The organism is Pseudoxanthomonas sp. CCNWLW251, assembly GCF_037402255.1.
Taxonomy (GTDB): Bacteria; Pseudomonadota; Gammaproteobacteria; order Xanthomonadales; family Xanthomonadaceae; genus Pseudoxanthomonas_A.
The window spans coordinates 450,656-468,555 of the sequence record NZ_JBBEGA010000002.1 but is presented as its reverse complement, the minus strand read 5'-3'; the positions used below and the strand labels follow the sequence as shown (position 1 = coordinate 468,555).

The window sequence follows — 17,900 nt, the reverse complement described above, 5'->3', positions numbered from 1 at the left end:
CCGGCATCGGCATCGCCACTGAATCCGGGTGCGGGCAGGCGCGCGCATGAGTGCGCTCGACCTGACACTGCTGGGCATCATCACCGTCTCGGCGCTGTTCGGGCTGATGCGCGGGCTCGTCAGCGCCGCAGCATCGATGGTCGCCTGGGTGCTGGCCGGCTGGGTCGCCTTCCACTACGGCGCGCAGGTCGCCGTCTGGCTTTCCGACGATGGGCCGCCCACCGCCAGCGAATTGCTGGGGGGGTACGCGCTCAGCTTCGTCGGCGTCATGCTCGTGGTCGGCGTGACCGGCTGGATCGTGCGGCAACTCGTGAAGACCGTGGGCCTGTCGGGGCTCGATCGTGTGCTGGGGCTCGGCCTGGGCGTATTGCGTGGTGCCTTCGTGGCCTGCGTACTGCTGTTGCTGGTGGCCTTCACCGACCTGCCGCGCGAACCTGAATGGCAGCGGTCATCCATCGTGCCGCTGCTCCTGCCCGGCGCGGAATGGCTTGCGCAGTGGTTGCCGGAATGGACTGTGCAGGAACTGGACTTTGGCAATGGGCGTCCGGCGGGCGATAATGCGCGCCTGCAAAACTTGCCCCTGCCGCTGCAAGAGTCCGGCGCCCCGCCGGAGCGCGTCTCCCCGCCAGCGTCGCCCGAGTCGAAACCGGAGTAGGTCCACCATGTGCGGCATCGTCGCAATCGTCGGCAACCAGAATGTTGCCGGCCAGCTTTATGACGGGCTGACCGTCCTCCAGCACCGCGGGCAGGACGCCGCCGGCATCGCCACCGCCGACGGCACGCGACTGCGCGTGCACAAGGACAACGGGCTGGTGCGGGACGTGTTCAACGCCAAGGCGATGAGCGTGCTGGAAGGCCGCGTGGGCATCGCGCATTGCCGCTATCCGACCGCGGGCTCCGAGGGCATGGACGAGGCGCAGCCGTTCTACGTGAACTCGCCCTACGGCATCGCGCTGGCGCACAACGGCAACCTGATCAACACCGAGGCCCTGCGCCAGGACGTGTTCGCCCAGGACCGTCGCAACATCAACACCGATTCGGACAGCGAAGTGCTGCTGAACGTGTTCGCGCACGAGCTGGACCTGCAGCGCACGCTCAGTCCGGAAGCCGCCATCCGCGCGGTCGCCGGCGTCCATCGCCGCGTCAAGGGCGGATATGCGGTGGTCAGCGTGGTGCTGGGCCTGGGCCTGGTGGCGTTCCGCGACCCGCACGGCATCCGTCCGCTGGTGCTGGGCAAGCGCGAGCACAGCGAAGGCACCGAGTACATCATCGCGTCCGAATCCGCCGCGCTCGACATCCTGGGTTTCACCCGCATGCGCGACGTGCAGCCCGGCGAAGCCATCGTGATCACCGCGCGCGGCGAGCTGTTCAGCGAAATCGTCGCCGAACCGCAACACCATGCGCCGTGCATCTTCGAGTACGTGTACTTCGCGCGTCCCGATTCGATGATCGACAACGTGTCGGTGCACAAGGCGCGCATGCGCATGGGCGTGAAGCTGGGCGAGAAGATCCTGCGCCTGCGCCCGGACCACGACATCGACACGATCATCCCGATCCCGGACACCTCGCGCGACGCCGCGCTGGAGATATCCAACGTGCTGGGCGTGAAGTACCGCGAGGGGTTCATCAAGAACCGCTATGTCGGCCGCACCTTCATCATGCCGGGGCAGGGCGAGCGGGTGAAGTCCGTGCGCCGCAAGCTCAATCCGATCAACCTGGAATTCCGCAACCGCGTGGTGCTGCTGGTGGATGACTCCATCGTGCGCGGCACCACGTCCAAGCAGATCGTGCAGATGGCGCGCGATGCGGGCGCGCGCAAGGTCTACCTGGCCAGTGCCGCACCGCCGGTGCGCCATCCCAACATCTACGGCATCGACATGCCGGCTGCCGATGAGCTGGTGGCACACGACCGCAGCATCGAAGAGATCGAGACGCTGCTCGGCTGCGACTGGCTGATCTACCAGGACCTGGAAGATCTCGAGGCGGCTGTGCGCGAAGGCAATCCGCAGCTGGCCGATTTCGACTCCTCCTGCTTCGATGGCAAGTACGTCACCGGCATCGAACCGGGATATTTCGAGCGCATCGAGCAGATGCGCTCGGACGAGGCCAAGCGCAAGCGCCGCGTCGGCTGATTCCGGCGCGCACTCCATGGCCACGCTGTTCGAGGCCGCGCGTGCCTGCCTGGACGCAACGGACGTGGACGACAAGGTCGCGCTGACGCAGCGATTCGCTGACGCCTTCAAGCGCGGTGAGCTGGCCATTCCGGCGGACGCGCCGGCACCCGAACCGATCCGCATGCCGGGGCGACCGGCGAAGCCGGCCCTCGTGCATCCGCGCGAGCTGCCGCGTCGCGGGCTTGGCAGCGTGCCGGGCAGGGCGGCCTTCATCCACGCCATCGCGCATATCGAACTGAATGCCATCGACCTGGCCTGGGATGCGGTGTATCGCTTCCGTGGGATGCCGGCGGCGTTCCAGGCCGACTGGGTCAGCGTGGCCAACGATGAGTCGCGCCATTTCGTCCTGCTGCGCGACCGCCTGCGCGAACTGGGTTACGACTACGGGGATTTCGATGCGCACAACGGTCTTTGGGAGATGACCGAGAAGACCGCGCACGATGGTCTTGCGCGGATGGCGCTGGTACCGCGCGTGCTGGAGGCGCGCGGCCTGGACGTCACGCCAGGCATGATCGTCAAGCTGCGCGATCTGGGAGACGAAGCCACCGTCGGGATTCTCGACCTGATCCTGCGCGAGGAAATCGCGCATGTCGCCGCCGGTTCGCGCTGGTACCGCTGGTACTGCGAGCAGCGTGGCATCGAACCGCGCGCACGCTTCCGCGAACTGCTGAGGGAATACGCCGGCGGCTACCTGCATGGCCCGTTCAATATCGAGGCGCGGCTGTTGGCTGGGTTCGACGAAGATGAACTCGCGGCGCTGGAAGCCCCGTAGGGGGCTTGGGCGACCTGTGGACGGAATACACATGAGGGTGTGGGAGCGACACAAGTCGCGATGAGCTACCGCGGAAGCATCATCGCGACTTGTGTCGCTCCCACATCAAAGACCTACAGACGCTCCAGCGTCATTCCATGCGGTTCCACCCGCAGCACCGAGCCCTGCTCGTACCAGTCGCCCAGCACCACACGGCGGCACGCCCGCTCGCCAACAATCAGTTCGTGGATGGCAGGGCGGTGCGTGTGACCATGGATCAGAGTGTCGATGCCGAACTGGACCAGTGTCGCGTCCACGGCCGCCGGCGTCACGTCGGTCAATGCTTCGAACTGCGCCTTGTCGCTCTGCTTCATGCCGCCCTGGTGAGCGGCACTGGCGGCACGCGCCTGCGCGGCGAAGGCGAGCCTGGCCGCCAGTGGCTGCGACAGGAACTGCGCCTGCCAGGCGGGATTGCGCGTCTGCGCGCGGAACGCCTGGTAGGTCGTGTCACCCGTGCACAGCAGGTCGCCATGCATGAGGATCGCCGGCTTTCCGTACAGCATGACAACGGCCGGATCGGGCAGGATGCGCATGCCGGCGCGGCGGGCGAAGGCATTACCGAGCAGGAAATCGCGATTGCCACGGATGAAGAACACCGGCACGCCGGCATCGGCCACCTCCCGAATGCGGGTCTCGACGTAGGCTCCCGTTTCCGATGGATCGTCGTCGCCCACCCAGGCCTCGAACAGGTCGCCCAGGATGTACAGGGCGTCGGCCGCGACGGCTTCCCGCTGCATGAACGTGCCGAACAACTCGGTGACGGCAGGGCGTTCAGCGTCCAGGTGCAGGTCGGAGATGAAGAGTGTGGTCATGCGGCGATTCTAAGCCCTCCCCACCGGGCTTCCTCTATCGGCAAGGCCTTCCGGGCGCCTCACCGAGCGGGCTCACTGCGGCGCGTTCGGGCCGGCGAGCGCGGCAGAACCGTCGCGGCGCGGTAAAATCGCGGGACTCCGTACTTGAGCTCCTCCATGGCCTGCCGTACCCGCTTCGCTCCCAGTCCCACCGGCTACCTGCACATCGGCGGCGCCCGCACGGCGCTGTACTGCTGGCTGGAAGCGCGCCATCGCAACGGCGACTTCATCCTGCGCATCGAGGACACCGACCGCGAGCGCAGCACGCAGGCCGCGATCGACGCGATCCTGGACGCCATGGACTGGCTGGGCCTGGACTACGACGAAGGCCCGGTCTACCAGACCCAGCGCATCGACCGGTATCGCGAGGTCGCTGAACAACTCGTCGCGGCCGGCAAGGCCTACTACGCCTACGAGACACGCGAGGAGCTCGACGCCATGCGCGAAGCCGCGATGGCGAAGCAGGAGAAGCCGCGCTACAACGGCGCCGCGCGCGAGCAGAACCTGCCGCACCGCGACGACCCGAACCGCGTGATCCGCTTCAAGAACCCCCTCGACGGCGTGGTCGCCTTCGACGACCTGATCAAGGGCCGCATCGAAATCGCCAACAGCGAGCTGGACGACATGGTGATCTTCCGTCCGGACGGCTATCCCACCTACAACTTCGCCGTGGTGGTCGATGACTGGGACATGGGCATCACCGAGGTGATCCGCGGCGACGACCACATCAACAACACGCCCCGGCAGATCAACATCTACGAAGCACTGGGTGCGCCGGTGCCGAAGTTCGCGCACATGCCGATGATCCTGGACGAGCAGGGCGCCAAGCTGTCCAAGCGCACCGGTGCGGCCGACGTGATGCAGTACAAGGACGCCGGCTACCTGCCGCACGCGCTGATCAACTACCTGGCGCGGCTGGGCTGGTCGCACGGCGACCAGGAGCTCTTCTCGCGCCAGGAACTGATCGACCTGTTCGACGTGAAGGACGTGAATTCCAAGGCCGCGCGCCTGGACATGGCCAAGCTGGGCTGGGTGAACCAGCACTACCTGAAGACCGATGCGCCTGCGGACATCGCGCCGCACCTCGTTTACCAGTTGGAGAAGCTGGGCATCGACCTGGCCGCGGGTCCGGCGCCGGCCGACGTGGTGGTCGCGCTGCGCGATCGCGTGCAGACGTTGAAGGACATGGCCGAGAAGGCGGTGGTCTGGTACCAGCCGCTGACGGTGTACGACGATGCTGCAGTAGCCAAGCATCTGGGCGCCGCCGCGCATGCCCCGCTGGCCAAGGCCCGCGAAAGTCTGGCGGCGCTGGCGGAGTGGAGCGCGGAAAGTGTGTCCGTCGCCCTGCACGAGGCCGCAGCGGCGCTCGAAATCGGCATGGGCAAAGTGGCGCAGCCTTTGCGCGTGGCCATCACCGGGACGCAGGTCAGCCCGGACATTTCCCAGACGGTCTACCTTGCCGGTCGCGATGAAGCCTTGAAACGCATCGACGCAGCACTTATCAAGACAAGTACGGCCGCCTGATCACGGATCGCCCATGCCACACGCCTGCACCGACCCGAACCACCATGTCCATGACGCGCAGGCGTTCGTGGTCGCAGTGGAGCGCGCGTGCCAGGAGCGCGGCCTGCGGCTGACGCCGATCCGTGCGCGTGTTCTGCAGCTGATCGCCGAAGCCGGCAAGCCGGTGAAGGCCTACGAATTGCTCGAGTGGGTGCGCGCCACGAAGGGCGTGGGTGCGGACGCGCCGCCAACGGTGTATCGCGCGCTGGATTTCCTGATGGCCAATGGCTTCGTGCACAAGCTCGAATCCGTCAATGCGTTCGTCGCCTGCCATCACCCGAACAGCGCCCAGCACTCGGTGCCGTTCCTGATCTGCGACCGCTGCCACAGCGCGGTGGAACTGGAGGATCGCGACGTGGTGGCGGCGCTGGACGCGCGCGCCAAGGCACTGGGTTTCCAGCCACAGGCGCAGACGCTGGAAGTGCATGGCCTGTGCGCGCGCTGCGCTGCGGCGTAGCGGATTTGTTGTTGTAGGAGCGACGTAAGTCGCGACCGCGGATTCCGCTGGCCGGGAGCTGATCATCGCGCTAGGTCTTCCGGGCAAGAAAGAAGCTGCGCCAGCTGAAGTTTCCGGCAAGTGTTGGCGTGCGGTCGCGACTTACGTCGCTCCTGCAGTTGCTCCTGCAACGGATTTGCTCACGCCGCCGCCGGCACCGCTTTCGGTGGCGTTTCCCGGATAGGCAGGTTCGCTGCTGCCGCGATCAACGCCAACGCCATATCCGCGTACCACATCCACGTGTAGTCGCCGAAGCGCTCCAGCGCCAGCCCGCCGAGCCACGCGCCGAAGAAGCCGCCGATCTGGTGCGACAGCAAGGTCAGTCCGAACAGGGTGCCCAGGTAGCGCGGACCGAACAGCTTGCCGACCAGGCCGGCCGTGGGTGGCACCGTCGCCAGCCAGGTGAAACCGAGTGCTGCCGCGAACACGTAGAACGTCAACGGCGTCGGAGGCGCCAGCAGATACAGCGCGATCATCACCGCGCGACTGGCATACATCACCGCGAGGATCCACTTCATCCGCACGCGCTGGCCCAGTGCACCGGCCACCAGGCTGCCGGCCACGTTGAACAGGCCGATCAGCGCGATCGACACCGCCGACACGCTGGGCGACAGGCCGCACAATGCGATTTCGCCAGGCAGGTGCGTCACCAGGAAGGCGATGTGCACGCCGCACGTGAAGAAGCCCAGGTGCAGCATCCAGTAGCTGCGGTCACGCAGGGCGATGGCGATCTGCTGCTTGAGCGAGATGTCGCCGACCGCGGTGGCCGGTGCTGAGCCCGTCGAAGACGCCACCTTCCTGCGCAACGGGAAGGCCAGCGGAATCGCCAGCAGCGACGCGATGGCAAGCGTGTACATCGCGCTGGCCCAGCCGGCGACGGCGATGACGGCCTGCACCAGCGGCGCGAAGACGAACTGTCCGAGCGAACCCCCCGCGTTGATGAAGCCCGCGGCGAACGAGCGTTTCTCGGGCGCCAGTTGTTGTGCGGTGGCGCCGATCAGGATGGAGAAGCTGCCTGCGCCTGCGCCCGCCGCCGTCAACAGGCCCAGCGTGAACATCAGCCCCCAGGGCGAGGTGAGATGCGGCGTCAGGGCCAGCCCCAGCGCCAGCAGGATGCCACCGAGCACCAGCACGCCGGTGGAACCGCGTTTGTCGGCGATGGCGCCGAAGATCGGCTGCACGGCTCCCCACGTGAACTGGCCGATCGCCAGCGCGAAGCTGATTGTGGCGATACCGATGCCGGTGTCCTGGTGGATCGGTGAAACGAACAGCCCGGTGGTCTGGCGCGCGCCCATGGTGATCATCAGCGTCGCTGCGGCGGCCAGCAACAGGCCCCAGTGCATGCGCGGAGCGGGCGTCGGGGTAGCGGGGCTCATGCGGCTTCTCCCAGGCGCTGGCGCAGCAGGTCGTCGAGGTGGTCCAGGTCGCGGTGCAATCGTTTGACGCCGGCCTCGCCGAGCATCGCGTCGATGGCCGCCTGCGCATGTCGCCAGAGGGGCTTCGCGGCGGCGAGTCGGTCGCGGCCCGGCGGGGTCAGCGCGATCACGCGCTGGCGCGCGTCGTGGCCGCGGACGATTTCCACCAGGCCTGCATCCACCAGCGGCGACAGGTTGCGGGTCAGGGTGGTGCGATCCATGCCGAGTTCTCCGGCCAGGTCGCCCAGCACACGTGGCTCGCGTTCGCTGCGGCGCAGGATGGAGTACTGGTTGAGGCTCAGGCCGGCCCCGGCCAGTTCATGGTCGTACACCTGGGTGACGCGGCGGCTTGCGCGGCGCAGGCGGAAGCAGGTGCATGAGCTGGGCGATGCGGTAGCGGAGGGGGCGGGCATGCGGGATTGATCGCGATGGGGGCTGCCGGATGAATTATGTGTATATGCACATAAGTGTTGTCAAGAAGGGCGGCTGCCATCCAGGCCAGCCGCCCCGGGGAGGGCCGTCAGTCGCCGGTCAGAAGTACGCGCGGATGCCGAAGGCCACGCCGCGGCCCGGCAGCGGCGCGTAGTCGCGCAGCAACGAGGTATGCGGGCGGGCTTCTTCGTCGGTCAGGTTGCTGCCATCCAGGAACACTTCCCAGCTTGATGCCGTGTGATCCCAGCGATATGCCAAGTGCGCATCCACCAGCGTGTAGCCGTCACTCGGCTCCTCGTTCTGTGCAAGGTCGTCCTGCTTGCTGTAGCGCACCGTGCCCAGCGATGCGCGCCAGCCACCCAGCGACCAGCCCAGGTCGGCACCGACGCGCATCGGTGCGATACGCGGCAGGTAACCGCCCTGTGCGATATCCACTTCGTAACCATGCGTGTGGTCGCCATGCGGTACCTCGAAGGCCACCGTCCGCATGCCGTTGCCATCGAGCTCCGCACGCACGTAGTCGCCGTACACGCGCAGGTCCCATGCGCCGGCGGCGGTATCGGCGAGCTGGATCTTCGCTTCGGCCTCGGCGCCGGTGAAGGTGGCGTCGTCCTGTGTCCACAGGCGCACCGGATAGCCTTCTTCTTCCACGCCGGTATCGGTGAGGTAGATGAAGTCCTTGAACTTCGTCTGGTAGACCGCCAGCTTCAGGTCGACGCGATCGGTGTGCCAATGCGCGCCGATTTCCGCGCGCACGCCCTTCTCGGTATCCAGCGAAGCGTCACCGATCTCGATGGATTGCGTGGCGACGTGGGTGCCGCCGGCGAACAGTTCCTCATTCGTGGGCGCACGCTCGGAACGGTCCAGCCCGAAGCGCAGGTCGAAGCCGTCGCTCAGGCGCCAGATCGCGGCGGCAGAAAGATTGACCGCATTGAAGTCGCTTGCGGCACGGTCATCCGGCTTCAGTTCGACCTTGTCGTAGCGGCCACCAAGTTCCAGCTTCCACGGGCCGAAGTCCTTTTCCTGCACCACGAAGAACCCCAGAGTGTCGGTGACGGTCGACGGCACGAAGGCTTCATCGCCCACGGCGCTGAAATCGGTGCTGCCGAACTGCAGGCCGAAGGCGCCGCGCCAGCCATTCCATTCCTTCTGCACGGCTTCAAGGCGCGCGTCGTAGCCTTCATTGGTGAAACGGGTGCCGACTTCGCCACCTTCCAGCTCCACATGCTCGTAATCGTTCCAGGCCGCGCGCAGGTTGAGGCTCTGCAGGAAAGACACCGGGTCGTAGATGCCGGTTTTCAGGTCCAGCCGGTTCTGCACCATGTCGATCCGTACCGCGCCTTCCTCGTGCTCTTCGTGGTCGTGGTCTTCCTCGCCGTCATGGTCGTGGTCATGATCTTCTTCGCCATGCACGTGCGCGCCGGCAGGAATGCCGTAGTCGGTGCGGTAGGTGCTGGCGGCCAGGCCGAAGTAGCCACGGTCGCCGAGATAGGTCGCGCCGATGGCTCCGGCGCGCGTCTTCACCGAGCTGTTCGGCAATGTGCCGCGGGGCTGCGGTTCTTCTTCGTGTTCTTCGCCTTCCTCGTGGTCGTGCAGGATGGCCACGCCCGGGATGTCGTAGTCGTCGGTGTCGCGGACCAGGCCGTCGACATGCAGCACCCAGTTCCCGTTGACGCCGTCGAGGCGGAACATGCCGGTGCGTTCGTCGTTGACGGTGTTGCCGCGCACTTCCGCGCGTCCGCTCAGTGGCTGGTCCGGGATCGATTCAGCCAGCCGGCCATCGACCACGTTGACGGCACCACCGATGGCGCCGCTGCCGAACAGCAGGGTGGCGGGCCCCTTCAGCACTTCGATCTGGTCGGCGAGGAACGGCTCGATGCTGACCGCGTGGTCGGCGGAGACCGTGGAGGCGTCCATCGAGCCGATGCCGCCGGACAGCACCTGCACGCGCGGGCCTTCCTGGCCGCGGATGATCGGGCGACCCACGCCCGTGCCGAAATAGGTGGTCTGCACGCCCGGCAGCTTCGCCACCGTCTCGCCCAGGGTGCCGGCCTTGGCCTTGTCCAGCGCTTCTCCGTACAGGACCTCCACCGGGGTGGCGACGGATTCGGCATTGCCCTTCAACGGTGAGGCGGTCACCACTACGGCGTCCAGATCCTTGGCCTGGGGGGCTCCGGCGTCGTCCGCCAGCGCGGCGGGGGAGGCCAGCGCCAGGGCGAGGGCGGCGGCGAGCAGGTGGGGGGCGGGAGGGGCGCGACGCGGGGATGGCATGGGCGTGGATTCACTCATGGTGGGGAAGTTGAAGATGTTATAATATACCAATAGTGACAATATAACCCTCCCGGAAGTCATACTTGTCCCCATGAAGTCCTCCCTCCGCTTCTTCATCGATCGCTTCGCCGCTGCCGGATCGCTGGTGTGTGCATTGCATTGCGCGATCACCCCCCTGCTGTTGGCCGCGATTCCCTCGCTGGGCCTGTCCGTGTGGCTGGGCGACGGGTTCGAGCGTGGCTTCGTGACGTTCGTGACCGTGCTGGGCCTTTTCAGCCTGCTCTGGGGCTATCGCCGCCACCGTGCCTTCCGCGCGCTGGGCATGCTCCTGTTCGGCCTGGCGGCCCTGTGGGCGGGTGTGCTGTATGCACCCCTGCACGAAGCCGTGGTGCCGCACGCCATCGTCATGACCGTGGGCGGCACGCTGGTCGGCCTGGCCCACCTGCTGAACCTGCGCCTGAACCACTGGCACATCCACGACGCCAGCTGCGCCCACTGAGCGCCTGCCCGTGACGCCGGCAGGGGCCGGGAAGGCCCCGCTGTGGTAGGCTTTGCGGCCTCGCGCGCAGCGCCCCGATTCGGTGGTCGCACGTGCAATCGCCCCGACCCGGGCGTACTTTTCAGTGAATCAGGAGAACAAAGATGGGCAAGGGTGATCGCAAGACGGCCAAGGGCAAGCGCTATTCGTCCAGCTACGGCAATGCACGCAAGCACACGGTCGCCAAGGCGGGCGTGGCTGCCACCGCCACCGCCAAGAAGTCGGTCGTGAAGACCCCGGCGAAGAAGGCCGTGGCCAAGAAGGCCGTCGCCAAGGCGTAAGCCAACCGCGCCGGCAAGCCCGGCAGCGCGTGCGAAACCCCGGCCCATGCCGGGGTTTTCGTTTTTCTAGCCAGGGGTGACGAGGCGGCCGCCTACGTGTACGGCCGACACCAGGTCACCGCCCAGCCAGTAGGCGAGCTGCGCGGGCTGGCCGATACGCCAGCGCACGAAGTCCGCGCGTTGGCCGGCCTGCAGGCGTCCACGATCCGGCAGGCCCAATGCCCGTGCCGCATGCACGGTGGCGCCGCGCAAGGCTTCCTCGGGCGTCAGGCGGAAATGCGTGCACGCCAGCGACATCGCCAGCCGCAGGGATTGCAGCGGTGACGTGCCGGGATTGCAATCCGTCGCCACCGCCATCGGCACACCCTGTGCACGGAAGGCATCCAGTGGCGGCAATCTGGTTTCGCGCAGCACGTGGAATGCGCCCGGCAACAGCACGGCAACGCTGCCTGCCTGCTTCATGGCGGCGACACCGGCTTCCGAGGTGTACTCCACGTGGTCCGCCGACAGCCCGCCAAAGCCGGCCACCAGCGCCGCACCGCCACCATCGCTCAACTGGTCCGCGTGCAGTTTCACGGGGAGCCCCAAGGCGCGCGCGGTTTCGAACACCCGCTGCGTCTGCGCCGCGGTGAAGCCGATGCGTTCGCAGAAGGCGTCCACCGCATCCACCAGTCCTTCCGCATGCAGCAGCGGCAGCCAGTCGCACACGGCGCCGATGTAATCATCGGCACGTCCTGCGTACTCCGGCGGCAATGCATGCGCACCCAGGAACGTGGTGCGCACCGTGATGCCGAGCGCAGCGCCGATGCGCCGGGCCACGCGCAGCATCTTGCGCTCGTTTTCGAGATCGAGTCCGTAGCCGGACTTGACCTCCAGCGTGGTCACGCCGTCGTCGCGCAACGCGCGCGCACGCGGCAGCGACTGTGCGAACAGGTCGTCCTCGCTGGCGGCACGGGTGGCTCGCACCGTGGACACGATGCCGCCTCCTGCACGCGCGATGTCTTCATAGCTGGCGCCCTGCAGGCGCTGTTCGAACTCGCCTGCGCGGTTGCCGCCGAACACGACATGCGTGTGGCAATCCACGAGGCCGGGCGTCACCCAGTCGCCGCGCGCATCGATGAAGGTGTCGGCCAGCGCATCCGGTGGCGCGGGCAGGCTGTCCATTGCGCCTGCGAACACCAGCACGCCTTCGCGCCAGCCCAGCGCGCCGTTCTCCACCACGCCGTAACCAGTGTCGCCTGCCAGCGTTACCAGTCGCGCATTCACCAGCAGGCCGTCCCAACGGAGCGTCATGAGGTCAATCGCCTCCGCCGTCGCCGCCGCCGTCCGCATCGCCCTCGAAGCCATGGACGCTGCCGTTGCCACCGTCGTCCCGATCCGTCTTCGCGGCCTTCAGGAACACGAAGACCGCAAAAAGGGCCGCCGCGACGAACAGCAGGGCGATTTCAAGAGCATCCATGGGCGTGCCAGAGCAGGGAGCGACGCGGTAGCCTAACGCACCCTTGTCGCCAGCCGTGAGCATTGCCATGTCCCCGCGTGATCCCAACGAAGCGCTGGCCGTCGCCGCCGACGGCGGATGGCGCGTCCCCGGCATCGCCAACCTGCATTCGCATGCCTTCCAGCGCGCGATGGCCGGCCTGGCGGAGCGACAGACGCATCCGGAGGACAGTTTCTGGACCTGGCGCGAGATCATGTACCGCTTCGCGGCCCGCATGACGCCCGACAGCATGTACGCGGTGGCGACGCAGCTGTATGCGGAAATGCTGGAAGCCGGTTACACGCAGGTATGCGAATTCCACTACGTGCACCACCAGCCGGACGGCACGCCTTATGCCGACCCGGCCGCGATGTCGAAGGCGGTGGTGGCCGCCGCGCGCGACACCGGTATCCGCATGACGCTGTTGCCCGTGCTGTACATGGCCGGTGGTTTCGACGGACGCGAGCTTTCGCCACGGCAGCAGCGGTTCGGTCACGGCGTGGACGACTTCCTTCGCCTGTTCGACAGTTTGCGCTCCCTGCAGGATGGCGCATTGCGCGTGGGCTGCGCGTTCCACAGCCTGCGTGCGGTGCCGGAAGCGGCCATGCGGCGCGTGCTGGCGGCACTGCCCGCCGACGCGCCGGTGCACATCCACATCGCAGAACAGGTGGGTGAGGTGCAGGACTGCCTGGCGCTGCGCCAGGCGCGGCCGGTCGAATGGCTGCTGGGCGAATGCCCCGTCGATCGTCGATGGACGCTGGTGCATGCCACGCACCTCACCGAAGACGAGACGCGCGGCATCGCCGCCAGTGGCGCCACGGTGGCGATCTGTCCCACGACCGAAGCCAATCTGGGCGATGGCCTGTTCCCGTTGCGCGACTACCTGCAGGCGGGCGGGCAATGGGGCATCGGTTCGGATTCGCATGTCTCGGTGTCCCCCGTGGAGGAACTGCGGTGGTTGGAGTATGGCCAGCGCCTGGTCACGCGCCATCGCAACATCGCGGTGACGCCGGCATCCACCAGTGTCGGTGAGACGCTGTTGCGTGGCGTGCTGGCCAGCGCCGCGGATGCCACCGGTTTCGCGGGAACACACGGGGATTCCGTCCTCCTGGATGGACATGCCCCTGCACTGGCGGGTGCCACGCAGGACGATGTCATCGACCGCTGGCTGTTCGCCGGCAATCGTCCGCTGGTGGAGGAGGTCCGGGTAGCGGGGCGCCAGGTCGTCGCCGGCGGGCGGCACGTGGCAGGCGAGGCCATCGCGCGACGTTACGCCGGGACGCTTCGACAGCTGCTGCGGGATTGAGGGCGTGCGGGACGGGCTGCCACCGTCGCCGATGCCATCCGCCGGATCGGGGGTTCCGTCGCGGGTGGTGCCCGCTCCATCCGATGCCTGCACGGCGCATGGACAGGCGCGGCAGCATGGCGGCCATCCCACCCGGAGCCATGTCATGACGTTCGCGCATTCCCTCGCCCTGACGCTGGCAGTGGTCAGCGGTTCCGTCCATGCCATGAGCGACGACGCACTGGCCGATGTCGTCAGCCAGCGCCTGCAGGGCGATCGCACGGGCGCGTGCATGGCAGTGGCCGTGATCGAAGGCGGCAGCGTGGCCCGCACGTTCCAGTGCGCGGATGGACGGGACATCGCGCGCATCGGCGCCGATACCGCCTTCGAGATCGGCTCCGTCAGCAAGACCATGACAGCGGCGCTGCTGGCCGACCTGATCCTGCAGGGCAAGGGCTCGCTGGATGACCCGCTGTCCGCGTGGTTGCCGGTGGGCACCAGGCTGCCGGACTACCAGGGCAAGCCGATCCTGATCCGCCACGTGGTGACACACAGCTCGGGATTGCCCGCACTGCCGTCGCGCATGGCCGCGCCGAACGTGGACGATCCCTACGCCAGGCTGGACGAGGCCGCGTTGCTCGCCTCGCTTGGCGACGTCACCCTGGCGGCCGCGCCCGGCACGACATTCGAATACTCGAACTTCGCCTCGATGGTGCTGTCCTACGCCGTCGCCCGCCGCGCCGGCACGGACATGGAAACGCTCCTGAAGCAGCGGCTGTTCGCACCGCTCGGGATGCAGCACGCTTACATCGACCATGCACCGCCCGGCGTGCGTGCGGCGGTGGGGCATACGCCGAATGCGCGACCGGCTTCCGGCTGGCATTTCCATGCCAACCTCGCGGGCGTGGGTGGCGTGCGCGCCACGCTCGAGGACATGGTCCGCTACGTGCAGGGCCAGCTTGGTGGCGAGGCGACATCCGTCTCGCCCGCCCTGGCGCTGTCGCAGCAGAAGCTCTCCGATGCGCCACCGATGGCGATGAACTGGATGCTGATGCCGGTCGGGGAGCGCATCGTGCACGTGCACGAAGGCGGTACCGGTGGCTTCTCGTCCTTCGTGTCGTTCGACAAGGACGGGCAGCGGGGCGTGGTGATCCTGTCCGACACCACCTGGAATTCGATCGGCAGCCTGGGCTCGCTGGGCCTGCATCTGGTCGACGCCCGCTTTCCGCTCGGCTCGCCGCGCCGCGAGAGCAAGCCCGATGCCGCACTGCTCGATGCGCTTGCCGGTGAGTACCAGCTGGCGGGCGGCATGAAGATGACCGTGCGCCGGAGGGGCGACGCGCTGGAGATCCAGCCCGCCGGGCAGGGCGCCTATGCGATGGGGTACGACAGTGCGGGCGATTTCTACCCGCGCGAGTTCGATGCCGTCCTGCGGCCGCAGCGTACGTCGGAGGGACAGTCGTTCACATGGATGCAGATGGGCGCCGCTCTGCCGGCCAGGCGCATGGATGCCACCGCGTCGAAGCCTGCGTTGAAGCTCGATGCCGCCGTGCTGCGCGAATACGAAGGCGACTACCCGCTCATGCCCGCGTTCGCGCTCACCGTGAAGGCGCAGGGCGAGACGCTGACCATCCAGGGCACCGGCCAGCCGGCGCTGCCCGTGCAGGCGGTGGCGCCGGACGAGTTCGTGATGGACGCTGTCGGCGCCGAGATACGCTTTGAGCGGGATGCGGCGGGCAAGGTGGTTGCATTGACGCTGAAGCAGGCCGGCCAGCAGCTGCGCGGCGAGAGGAAGTAGCCATGGATAGCGATTACTCCCTGCGCCAGAAGCTGCCACCCGAGGTGCTGGTGGGCGGCAACGCGGTGTGGAGCCGTTATCGCCAGTACCCGGTGTTCGGCCGGCAGTGGTTGCTCGGTCGCAGTCTGCTGTTCTGCGGCGTGATCGCGGTGGTCGCCGCCTTCATAGGGGCCGGTGTCGGCGTGGCGGTGCAGGATCTCACTGTCGCGCTGAAGGTGGCGGCGACGCAGTTCGTCGCCTTCAGCCTGATGGCGACGCTGGGACCTGCACTCGCCACTGCAGTGCGCCATCGTGCCTGGCCGGTTGCATGGGAGCGCAAGGCCGTGGTGATCGCCGTCTTGGCCGGCATGGTGCTCAGCTTCTTCGTCGATCGCGTGGCGTCTTCGTACATCGACCAGTTGGTGAGGCCCGAACTGGCTGCCGCCGGACTGTCCTCGAAGCCGCCTGTGCTTTCACCCGTGATGAAGGCGATCGGCCTGGCCATCAACATCGCCGCACTGGTGGTGATCTACGGCCTGTTTGGTGGCGGGCTGGCCTTGCGCGCGTATTTCAGCGAGCACCGTCGATGGGAAGACCATCATCACCTGCGCGAACTGAGCGCACTCGAAGATCGCGTGCACGAAGCGGACCTGCGCCTGGGCGTGTTGCAGGCCCAGGTGGAGCCGCATTTCCTGTTCAATACCCTGGCCTCGGTGCGCGCACTGGTGCGACAGGATCCCGCCCAGGCGGAGGCCACGCTGGACGCGCTGGTGGCCTTCCTGCGCGCCACCATCCCCAAGCTGCGCGACGACCGCGGGCTGCATGCCACGCTGGGGCAGCAACTGGACATCGCCACCAGCTACCTCGCGCTGATGCAGGTGCGGATGGGCGGGCGACTGGCGTACACGGTGCGGGCGGACGATGCGCTTCGCGCCCTGCCATTCCCACCCTCATTGCTGATCACGCTGGTGGAGAACGCGATCAAGCACGGCATCGAGCCGCGCCCGGGCCCGGGGCGCATCGAGGTGGCGGCGGTCGTTGAAGGCGAGCAGTTGTGCGTCCGGGTCATCGACGATGGGGCCGGCCTGCAGCCTGGCCTGAGCACCGGCGTGGGATTGGCGAACGTGCGGGAGCAACTCGCCGCACGCTACGGCGCGCAGGCGGACTTCGCGCTGTCGCCACGGTCGGACGGCCGCGGTGTTTGCGCCGGGATCCGCGTGCCGCTACGGTCGCAGGCATGAGCCGCATCACCGCCATGATCGCCGAGGATGAAGCGCCGCAGCGACGCGCGCTGCAGCAGCAGTTGCACGCTGCGTGGCCGGAACTCGAAATCGTGGCGGTATGCGAGGACGGCGTGTCCGCACTGGAGGCCGTGGCGCGGCATCGTCCCCGGATCGCGTTCCTCGACATCCGCATGCCGGGCGTCAACGGACTGGACGTGGCCCGGAAGGTGGTCGAACAGGAGGGACTGGTGGTTTTCACCACCGCCTACGAGGATTACGCGATCCGCGCCTTCGAGGCGGGCGCCGCAGACTATCTGCTCAAGCCTGTGCAGGACGCGCGGCTGGCGCAGGCGGTGGAGCGCGTGAGGGAGCGGCTTGCAGACCCGCGCGCGCCTGCTCTTCGTGCGCTGATCGACGATCTCGAGGCGCGCCTGCGTCCGCAGGGCGAACGGCTCATCCGCTGGATCACCGCCAGCGTCGGCGACAGCGTGCGCATGATTGCCATCGATGAGGTGCTGTTCTTCCAGGCACAGGACAAATACGTGCGGGTGGCGACCGCCGCTGACGATGCGATCATCCGCATGCCGCTGAAGGAACTGCTGGGCGGACTTGATCACGATGTGTTCTGGCAGGTGCATCGCGGCGTGCTGGTGCGCGTTCAGGCGATCGACCGCGTGCGCAAGGACGAACTCGGCCGACACCAGCTCAGCGTGAAGGGCCGCAAGGATGTACTGCCGGTCAGCGCCGCGTTCCAGCAGCGTTTCCGCGGCATGTAGGCGACCTCAGCCGAACAGGTCGTCCGCCCTCGCCAGCGCGCCTTCCAGTTCCAGCAGGAACTGCTTGGTCGGCAGGCCGCCACCGAAGCCCGTCAGCGAACCGTCGGCACCGATCACGCGATGACAGGGCAGCACGATGGGCAACGGATTGCGTCCGTTGGCGGCGCCGACGGCGCGCATCGCGGTGGGCTTTCCGACGCGCTGCGCCAGTTGCGCGTAGCTGACCGTTTCCCCGTAGGCGATGCCGGCCAGCGCCAGCCACACGGTGCGCTGGAAGTCGGTGCCGCGCGGTGCCAGCGGCAGATCGAACGCGCGGCGCGTCGCGGCAAAATACTCATCCAGCTGGCGCGCGGCCAGATCGAGCACGGGATGCTGCCCCTCGGTCCATCCAGCACGGTTCGCGGGGTGGCGGTTGCGCGGGAATTCGATTGCATGCAGGCCGTCGTCGGTCGCGGCCAGGGTGAGCGTGCCGACAGGGCTGGCGAGGTGGCGGAAGAGGATCATGGTGAGGGCAGGATAAGGGAGCTCGT

General features: G+C 67.5%; 18 protein-coding genes. 11 read left to right on the top strand and 7 right to left on the bottom strand.

Annotation, left to right across the window (positions count from 1 at the left end; genetic code table 11):
* The first annotated feature begins 46 nt into the window (after positions 1 to 46).
* Genes WBN46_RS09140 through WBN46_RS09130 form a run of 3 tightly spaced genes read left to right on the top strand, consistent with a single transcriptional unit; the run spans position 47 to position 2,946 of the window.
* Positions 47 to 655 carry a CvpA family protein gene (locus WBN46_RS09140; RefSeq protein ID WP_337731253.1) on the top strand — a complete coding sequence of 203 codons (609 nt, stop codon included), beginning with the start codon at positions 47 to 49 and terminating at the stop codon, positions 653 to 655.
* Positions 656 to 662: 7 nt separating this feature from the next.
* Positions 663 to 2,132, top strand: coding sequence for an amidophosphoribosyltransferase (purF, locus tag WBN46_RS09135; protein ID WP_192201690.1), 1,470 nt, complete (start codon positions 663 to 665; stop codon positions 2,130 to 2,132).
* Between the two features lie 16 nt (positions 2,133 to 2,148).
* Complete coding sequence (locus WBN46_RS09130) at positions 2,149 to 2,946, top strand: ferritin-like domain-containing protein (protein WP_337731252.1); 798 nt, start codon at positions 2,149 to 2,151, stop codon at positions 2,944 to 2,946.
* A 113-nt stretch (positions 2,947 to 3,059) separates the two neighbouring features.
* On the opposite strand, the gene lpxH is transcribed toward WBN46_RS09130, so the two are convergent.
* Positions 3,060 to 3,797, bottom strand: a complete 738-nt coding sequence (gene lpxH, locus WBN46_RS09125; protein ID WP_337731251.1) for a UDP-2,3-diacylglucosamine diphosphatase — start codon at positions 3,795 to 3,797, stop codon at positions 3,060 to 3,062.
* A gap of 156 nt (positions 3,798 to 3,953) precedes the next feature.
* Here lpxH and gltX point away from each other — a divergent pair, with 156 nt between their 5' ends.
* Both gltX and WBN46_RS09115 read left to right on the top strand, forming a co-directional pair.
* On the top strand, positions 3,954 to 5,360 hold the full coding sequence (gltX, locus tag WBN46_RS09120) for a glutamate--tRNA ligase (RefSeq protein WP_337731250.1): 1,407 nt from the start codon (positions 3,954 to 3,956) through the stop codon (positions 5,358 to 5,360).
* 13 nt (positions 5,361 to 5,373) lie between these two features.
* Positions 5,374 to 5,856 carry a Fur family transcriptional regulator gene (locus WBN46_RS09115; RefSeq protein WP_192201682.1) on the top strand — a complete coding sequence of 161 codons (483 nt, stop codon included), beginning with the start codon at positions 5,374 to 5,376 and terminating at the stop codon, positions 5,854 to 5,856.
* A gap of 179 nt (positions 5,857 to 6,035) precedes the next feature.
* On the opposite strand, the gene WBN46_RS09110 is transcribed toward WBN46_RS09115, so the two are convergent.
* The 3 genes from WBN46_RS09110 to WBN46_RS09100 all read right to left on the bottom strand — a co-directional run bounded on the left by WBN46_RS09110 (position 6,036) and on the right by WBN46_RS09100 (position 10,013).
* Entirely contained in the window at positions 6,036 to 7,271 is a 1,236-nt protein-coding gene (locus WBN46_RS09110) for an MFS transporter (protein ID WP_337731249.1), read from the bottom strand.
* The gene (locus tag WBN46_RS09105) at positions 7,268 to 7,723 is read right to left on the bottom strand and encodes a MarR family winged helix-turn-helix transcriptional regulator (RefSeq protein ID WP_337731248.1); all 456 of its coding nucleotides are present in this window, start codon (positions 7,721 to 7,723) and stop codon (positions 7,268 to 7,270) included. The genes WBN46_RS09110 and WBN46_RS09105 overlap by 4 nt, the downstream gene beginning before the upstream one ends.
* Positions 7,724 to 7,841: 118 nt before the next feature.
* The gene (locus WBN46_RS09100) at positions 7,842 to 10,013 is read right to left on the bottom strand and encodes a TonB-dependent receptor (protein WP_337731247.1); all 2,172 of its coding nucleotides are present in this window, start codon (positions 10,011 to 10,013) and stop codon (positions 7,842 to 7,844) included.
* Between the two features lie 91 nt (positions 10,014 to 10,104).
* Between WBN46_RS09100 and WBN46_RS09095 the strand changes: the two genes are divergently transcribed.
* Both WBN46_RS09095 and WBN46_RS09090 read left to right on the top strand, forming a co-directional pair.
* On the top strand, positions 10,105 to 10,512 hold the full coding sequence (locus WBN46_RS09095) for a MerC domain-containing protein (RefSeq protein ID WP_337731246.1): 408 nt from the start codon (positions 10,105 to 10,107) through the stop codon (positions 10,510 to 10,512).
* Between the two features lie 143 nt (positions 10,513 to 10,655).
* Complete coding sequence (locus WBN46_RS09090) at positions 10,656 to 10,832, top strand: 30S ribosomal protein THX (RefSeq protein WP_142124535.1); 177 nt, start codon at positions 10,656 to 10,658, stop codon at positions 10,830 to 10,832.
* Positions 10,833 to 10,898: 66 nt separating this feature from the next.
* Here the strand turns inward: WBN46_RS09090 and hutI are convergent, their stop codons facing one another.
* The gene (hutI, locus tag WBN46_RS09085) at positions 10,899 to 12,125 is read right to left on the bottom strand and encodes an imidazolonepropionase (RefSeq protein ID WP_337731245.1); all 1,227 of its coding nucleotides are present in this window, start codon (positions 12,123 to 12,125) and stop codon (positions 10,899 to 10,901) included.
* A 4-nt stretch (positions 12,126 to 12,129) separates the two neighbouring features.
* A complete protein-coding gene (locus tag WBN46_RS09080; RefSeq protein ID WP_337731244.1) occupies positions 12,130 to 12,360 on the bottom strand; it encodes a hypothetical protein in 231 nt (76 codons plus the stop codon).
* Between WBN46_RS09080 and WBN46_RS09075 the strand changes: the two genes are divergently transcribed.
* From WBN46_RS09075 to WBN46_RS09060, 4 genes are all read left to right on the top strand, one after another.
* Entirely contained in the window at positions 12,359 to 13,615 is a 1,257-nt protein-coding gene (locus WBN46_RS09075) for a formimidoylglutamate deiminase (RefSeq protein ID WP_337731243.1), read from the top strand. The genes WBN46_RS09080 and WBN46_RS09075 overlap by 2 nt on opposite strands.
* A gap of 145 nt (positions 13,616 to 13,760) precedes the next feature.
* On the top strand, positions 13,761 to 15,392 hold the full coding sequence (locus tag WBN46_RS09070) for a serine hydrolase (protein WP_337731242.1): 1,632 nt from the start codon (positions 13,761 to 13,763) through the stop codon (positions 15,390 to 15,392).
* A 2-nt stretch (positions 15,393 to 15,394) separates the two neighbouring features.
* Positions 15,395 to 16,612, top strand: a complete 1,218-nt coding sequence (locus WBN46_RS09065; RefSeq protein ID WP_337731241.1) for a histidine kinase — start codon at positions 15,395 to 15,397, stop codon at positions 16,610 to 16,612.
* The gene (locus tag WBN46_RS09060; protein WP_337731240.1) at positions 16,609 to 17,370 is read left to right on the top strand and encodes a LytTR family DNA-binding domain-containing protein; all 762 of its coding nucleotides are present in this window, start codon (positions 16,609 to 16,611) and stop codon (positions 17,368 to 17,370) included. The genes WBN46_RS09065 and WBN46_RS09060 overlap by 4 nt, the downstream gene beginning before the upstream one ends.
* Before the next feature lie 6 nt (positions 17,371 to 17,376).
* On the opposite strand, the gene WBN46_RS09055 is transcribed toward WBN46_RS09060, so the two are convergent.
* On the bottom strand, positions 17,377 to 17,874 hold the full coding sequence (locus tag WBN46_RS09055; protein WP_337731239.1) for a methylated-DNA--[protein]-cysteine S-methyltransferase: 498 nt from the start codon (positions 17,872 to 17,874) through the stop codon (positions 17,377 to 17,379).
* Positions 17,875 to 17,900 lie beyond the last annotated feature (26 nt).

Excerpts from the sequence above, each read along its gene's own strand:
- hutI (WP_337731245.1), bottom strand. The coding sequence starts at position 12,125 with ATGACGCTCCGTTGGGACGGCCTGCTGGTGAATGCGCGACTGGTAACG.
- WBN46_RS09055 (WP_337731239.1), bottom strand. The coding sequence starts at position 17,874 with ATGATCCTCTTCCGCCACCTCGCCAGCCCTGTCGGCACGCTCACCCTG.
- WBN46_RS09115 (WP_192201682.1), top strand. The coding sequence starts at position 5,374 with ATGCCACACGCCTGCACCGACCCGAACCACCATGTCCATGACGCGCAG.
- WBN46_RS09110 (WP_337731249.1), bottom strand. The coding sequence starts at position 7,271 with ATGAGCCCCGCTACCCCGACGCCCGCTCCGCGCATGCACTGGGGCCTG.
- WBN46_RS09105 (WP_337731248.1), bottom strand. The coding sequence starts at position 7,723 with ATGCCCGCCCCCTCCGCTACCGCATCGCCCAGCTCATGCACCTGCTTC.
- WBN46_RS09130 (WP_337731252.1), top strand. The coding sequence starts at position 2,149 with ATGGCCACGCTGTTCGAGGCCGCGCGTGCCTGCCTGGACGCAACGGAC.
- WBN46_RS09095 (WP_337731246.1), top strand. The coding sequence starts at position 10,105 with ATGAAGTCCTCCCTCCGCTTCTTCATCGATCGCTTCGCCGCTGCCGGA.
- lpxH (WP_337731251.1), bottom strand. The coding sequence starts at position 3,797 with ATGACCACACTCTTCATCTCCGACCTGCACCTGGACGCTGAACGCCCT.
- WBN46_RS09090 (WP_142124535.1), top strand. The coding sequence starts at position 10,656 with ATGGGCAAGGGTGATCGCAAGACGGCCAAGGGCAAGCGCTATTCGTCC.
- WBN46_RS09060 (WP_337731240.1), top strand. The coding sequence starts at position 16,609 with ATGAGCCGCATCACCGCCATGATCGCCGAGGATGAAGCGCCGCAGCGA.
- WBN46_RS09065 (WP_337731241.1), top strand. The coding sequence starts at position 15,395 with ATGGATAGCGATTACTCCCTGCGCCAGAAGCTGCCACCCGAGGTGCTG.
- WBN46_RS09075 (WP_337731243.1), top strand. The coding sequence starts at position 12,359 with ATGTCCCCGCGTGATCCCAACGAAGCGCTGGCCGTCGCCGCCGACGGC.
- gltX (WP_337731250.1), top strand. The coding sequence starts at position 3,954 with ATGGCCTGCCGTACCCGCTTCGCTCCCAGTCCCACCGGCTACCTGCAC.
- purF (WP_192201690.1), top strand. The coding sequence starts at position 663 with ATGTGCGGCATCGTCGCAATCGTCGGCAACCAGAATGTTGCCGGCCAG.
- WBN46_RS09140 (WP_337731253.1), top strand. The coding sequence starts at position 47 with ATGAGTGCGCTCGACCTGACACTGCTGGGCATCATCACCGTCTCGGCG.
- WBN46_RS09080 (WP_337731244.1), bottom strand. The coding sequence starts at position 12,360 with ATGGCAATGCTCACGGCTGGCGACAAGGGTGCGTTAGGCTACCGCGTC.
- WBN46_RS09100 (WP_337731247.1), bottom strand. The coding sequence starts at position 10,013 with ATGCCATCCCCGCGTCGCGCCCCTCCCGCCCCCCACCTGCTCGCCGCC.
- WBN46_RS09070 (WP_337731242.1), top strand. The coding sequence starts at position 13,761 with ATGACGTTCGCGCATTCCCTCGCCCTGACGCTGGCAGTGGTCAGCGGT.